Raw genomic sequence first — 3,799 nt, 5'->3', positions numbered from 1 at the left:
TGTGCCCGGGCGATTTTGCGGCGGTGAAGCGCCAGGTCGAGATACTGGGCGAGCCGCTGGGCGCAGCGGAATTCCTGGCCCAGCTGGAGGCCGAACACCGCATCAAGCCCGAGGTGCGCGAGGCGCGCAGCATGGGCTTTGTGCAGTAGGGCAGCAGGCTCCTAGCGCGCCGGCATGTCGGCCAGGGTGTAGATCAGGCTGACCCGGGCGTCTTCGGGCACTTCGGGCACCTGGGCCGCCCACGCCTCGTACTGGCTGCGCATGTCTGCCAGGCGCTGCGGTTCGCGCTTGGCCTGGTTGGCCCGCTCGCGCGCGTCGCGTTCGATGTTGAACAAGTACTCGTGCTGCTCGACCTGCAGGTATTTCCATTCCCCCAGGCGCAGGGCGCGCTGGTTGTTGTGCTTCATGCGCCAGTACATGGGCCGCTCGAAGTGGGCCGCCGGGTCTTGCAGCACCGGGCGCATGGATACGCCGTCGAGCGCGTGGCTGGCCGGTGGGGGGGCACCCGCGATGTCCAGGATGGTGGCGGTCCAGTCCATGGTCATGCAGTGCTGGGTGCTGGTGCGGCCGGGCTGGGTGATGCCTTTGGGCCAGTGCACGATGTAGGGCACGCGGATGCCGCCTTCGGTCAGATCCATTTTTCCGCCCACCAGAGGCCAGTTGTCCGAAAAGCGTTCGCCGCCGTTGTCGCTGGTGAAGACGATGCAGGTGTTCTCCAGTTGCCCGGTCTCGCGCAAGGCCTCCACCACCCAGCCAATGCCTTCGTCCATCTCCTGGATCATGGTCTGGTAGGTCTCGATGTTGCCGCCGTCCAGGTGTGCGATGTCCTTGCAGATCGCCGGGTCGATACCGCCTTGCGCCCGTGTTTCCCACGGCCAGTGCGGCGCCGTGTAGTGCAGGCTGAGCATGAAGGCTTGCTTGGCGGCTGCGCGGTCTTTCACGTACTGCACGGCGCGTTTGGAGATCAGGTCGGTCAGGTAGCCGGGTTCGTCATAAGGCTGGCCGTCCAGCTCCAGATCGGACTGGTCGCTGCGCGCGTTGTGGCCGTAGTAGCTCACTCCGCCCGACATTGGGCCGAAGTGGTGCATGTAGCCGCTTTTTTCGGGGCCGAAATGTGGGCGGTAGCCCAGGTGCCACTTGCCGATGAGCGCGGTGTGATAACCCTTTTCCTTCAACAAGGAAGGCAGGGTGGGCAGGTGCGGGAACAGCCCGAGTTCGGGGTTGCCGCGCGCGCTGCCGCTCATGGGTTCTTCGCTGGCGCCGCGCACCCAGTATTGGTAGCGCCCGGTCATCAGGGCAAAACGCGTGGGCGAACACACCGGCGAGTTGGAATAGCCGTTGACGAACTTCAAACCGTTGGCCGCCAGGGCGTCCAGGTGGGGGGAGATCGGGGCCCGTCCGCCATAACAGCCGAGATCGGCGTAGCCCAGGTCGTCGGCCACGATGAAAATGAAATTGGTGGTGGTCATGTGTCGTATCTCCGTGCTTCAGTGGGGTGGTTTGGGGTCGGCCGCTGGCAGGGTTTGCCTTGTTGCGGCCCCGGTGTCGCGTTTCAAGTGGTGTGCTCCAAGCAAGACAACGGTGAGGGCGGCACCCACGAGGTCGGTCTGACCGCCGGGTGCAAACAGCAACACCGCCGCCGCGAGGCGCGCGAACACCTCCAGCCAGCCCAGGGCACGCTTGTCAAAGCGCACCAGTGCACTGGCCAGTACATAAATCGCGATCAGCAGCTTCACGATCAGCAGCAGGTAGGGGCCCCAGGCGAACACGGCGCCCGACTCGGGCACGGTCAGGATCAGCGGGTTGTAGGCAAAGGCGAACGGGATGATGAAAATCATGATGCCGATGCGCGAGGCCTCGATCGAGGTGCCGATGGGCTTGCCGCCCGAGATTGCCGCCGCCGCGTAGGCCGCGATGGCCACGGGTGGCGTGATCGCGGAGGCCACGGCGATGAAGAAGACGAACATGTGCGCCGTCAGCGGCTCCAGGCCGAACTGCTTCATGGACGGCAGGGCAATCGCCGCCACCGTCACATAAGCGGGCAAGGTGGGCATGCCCATGCCGAGCACGATGCAGCCACCGGCCACGATCAGCAAAGCCACCAGCTCCGATTGCCCCAGGGCCTGGCTCAGCAGCACGCCGAACTTCACCGGCACGCCGGTGGCGGCCAGCGTGGAGATCACGATGCCCACGGCGGCAATCGCCATCAGCAGGCCGGCAAAGGTCGCACCGCCATCGGCCAGGCTCTTGAGCAGCAACAGCGGCTTGCGGCGCACCACGGGGTTGATGAAGCTGAGCGGCAGCAGCAGACCGATCGCCGCCACCGACGAACCGGCGGCCGACATGCCCATGGTCAAAAGCACCACGATCAGCACCAGCGGACCAAAGACCAGCAACAGGTTCAAGACATCTTGCGCCGTGGGCGTCTCGACCTCGGCGCCCGAGGCCTCGGCGCGGATGCCCAGGCGCCGCGACTCGAACATGATCATGGCAAACAGGCTGGCGTAATAAGCCAGCACCGGCAGCAACACGGCCACCACCACGGTCAGGTAGCTGACCCCCACGTAGTCGGCCATCACCAGCGCGGCCGCACCCATGATGGGCGGCATGATCTGGCCGCCCGATGAGGCCGCCGCTTCGACGCCGCCAGCAAAGTTGGCCGAGAAGCCGCGCCGCTTGATCATCGGGATGGTGACCACGCCGGTGCCGACCACGTTGGCCACCGCGCTGCCAGACACCGAACCGAACAGGGCCGAGGACAAGACCGCCGCGTGTGCCGGGCCGCCAGCGGTGCGCTTCATCAAATGGAAGGCGATGCGGATCATGGACTCGCCCGCCCCCGCGCCCTCCAGCAAGGCGCCCAAAACGATGAACGGAAACACCGTGCTGATCACGATGCCGAAGGTGCCGCCCAGGATGCCGGTGTCCAGGCTGAACCACAGGTTTTGCGCCAGCAATTCGTTGACATCACCGCCCGCGGTTTTCAGGAAGCCCGGCAACATCGGACCCGTGACCAGGTAAGCAATGCCCGCCGCGCCCAGCAGGGCCACAGGCGCGCCCCAGATGCGCCAGCAGAAGAACAGCGACACCGTCGCCGCCGCCACCGCGATCAGCATCTCGCGGGTGCCAAACAGCATCATCGCGTCGCTCATGTCGATGGCGATCCGGTAATAAAACCAGGCCGCGCCGCTCAGCACCGCAGCGCCCAGCAGGCCCGTCCACCACAAGGCGCCAACGGCAGGGCGGTTGCCGGTGTCTTTCAAACGCAAGGCGACCACCCACACGCAGAGCACGATGAAGCTGGCCCGGAAGGCTTCCAGCGGGAACGGTCCGAGGCGCAGGTCGCCGATCGCCGGCATGACGTTGGCCATGCCGTACAGCGTGACGGCCAGGGCGAGCACGATAGCCACCCGGTCGCGCCAGGAAGCGCTCTGCGCGTTGAGAGTCATGGGAATGTCTCCGAAAGGAATGGGGGTCGGCGCACGCCGCGCTGCCCTGCGGTCCACAGGGACAAGGCGCGCGCGCGGTTCGCTCGACGGGCTGGTCGGTCAGCGACCTGTCAGCGGGTGGCCAATGCCGCAGGGACGGCGCGCCCCATCTCTTTGTAATACTTCAGCGCACCGGGGTGCAGCGGGGTCTTCAGACCTTCCAGCGCATCATCGGCCTCCAACACCTTCAGCATCACGTTGCCCGTCTTGAGCGATGGCAGGCTGTCGAAATAGGCCTTGGTCAGCTTGTAGGCGACGTCGTCCGGCATGTCCTTGTTGACCGCCATCATCATCAGTGACTGCCAAGCGAT

Annotated in this window: 3 protein-coding genes; all 3 read right to left on the bottom strand. The window is 65.6% G+C overall.

Features of this window, described 5'->3' with window-relative positions; genetic code table 11:
* Window positions 1-161 precede the first annotated feature (161 nt).
* Window positions 162-1,469 (bottom strand): sulfatase, encoded by a 1,308-nt coding sequence (locus tag ABYB95_RS18955; RefSeq protein ID WP_372660397.1) that lies wholly within the window; start codon window positions 1,467-1,469, stop codon window positions 162-164.
* A gap of 18 nt (window positions 1,470-1,487) precedes the next feature.
* A complete protein-coding gene (locus ABYB95_RS18950; protein WP_372660394.1) occupies window positions 1,488-3,449 on the bottom strand; it encodes a TRAP transporter permease in 1,962 nt (653 codons plus the stop codon).
* Window positions 3,450-3,559: 110 nt separating this feature from the next.
* Window positions 3,560-3,799, bottom strand: a 240-nt coding sequence (locus ABYB95_RS18945; RefSeq protein WP_372660391.1) for a TAXI family TRAP transporter solute-binding subunit, incomplete at its 5' end; no start/stop codon positions are given.

This window comes from Hydrogenophaga sp. (assembly GCF_041633695.1).
GTDB lineage: Bacteria > Pseudomonadota > Gammaproteobacteria > Burkholderiales > Burkholderiaceae_C > Hydrogenophaga.
The sequence above is the reverse complement of the archived record's forward strand: the minus strand, read 5'-3'. Positions and strand labels throughout refer to the sequence as shown.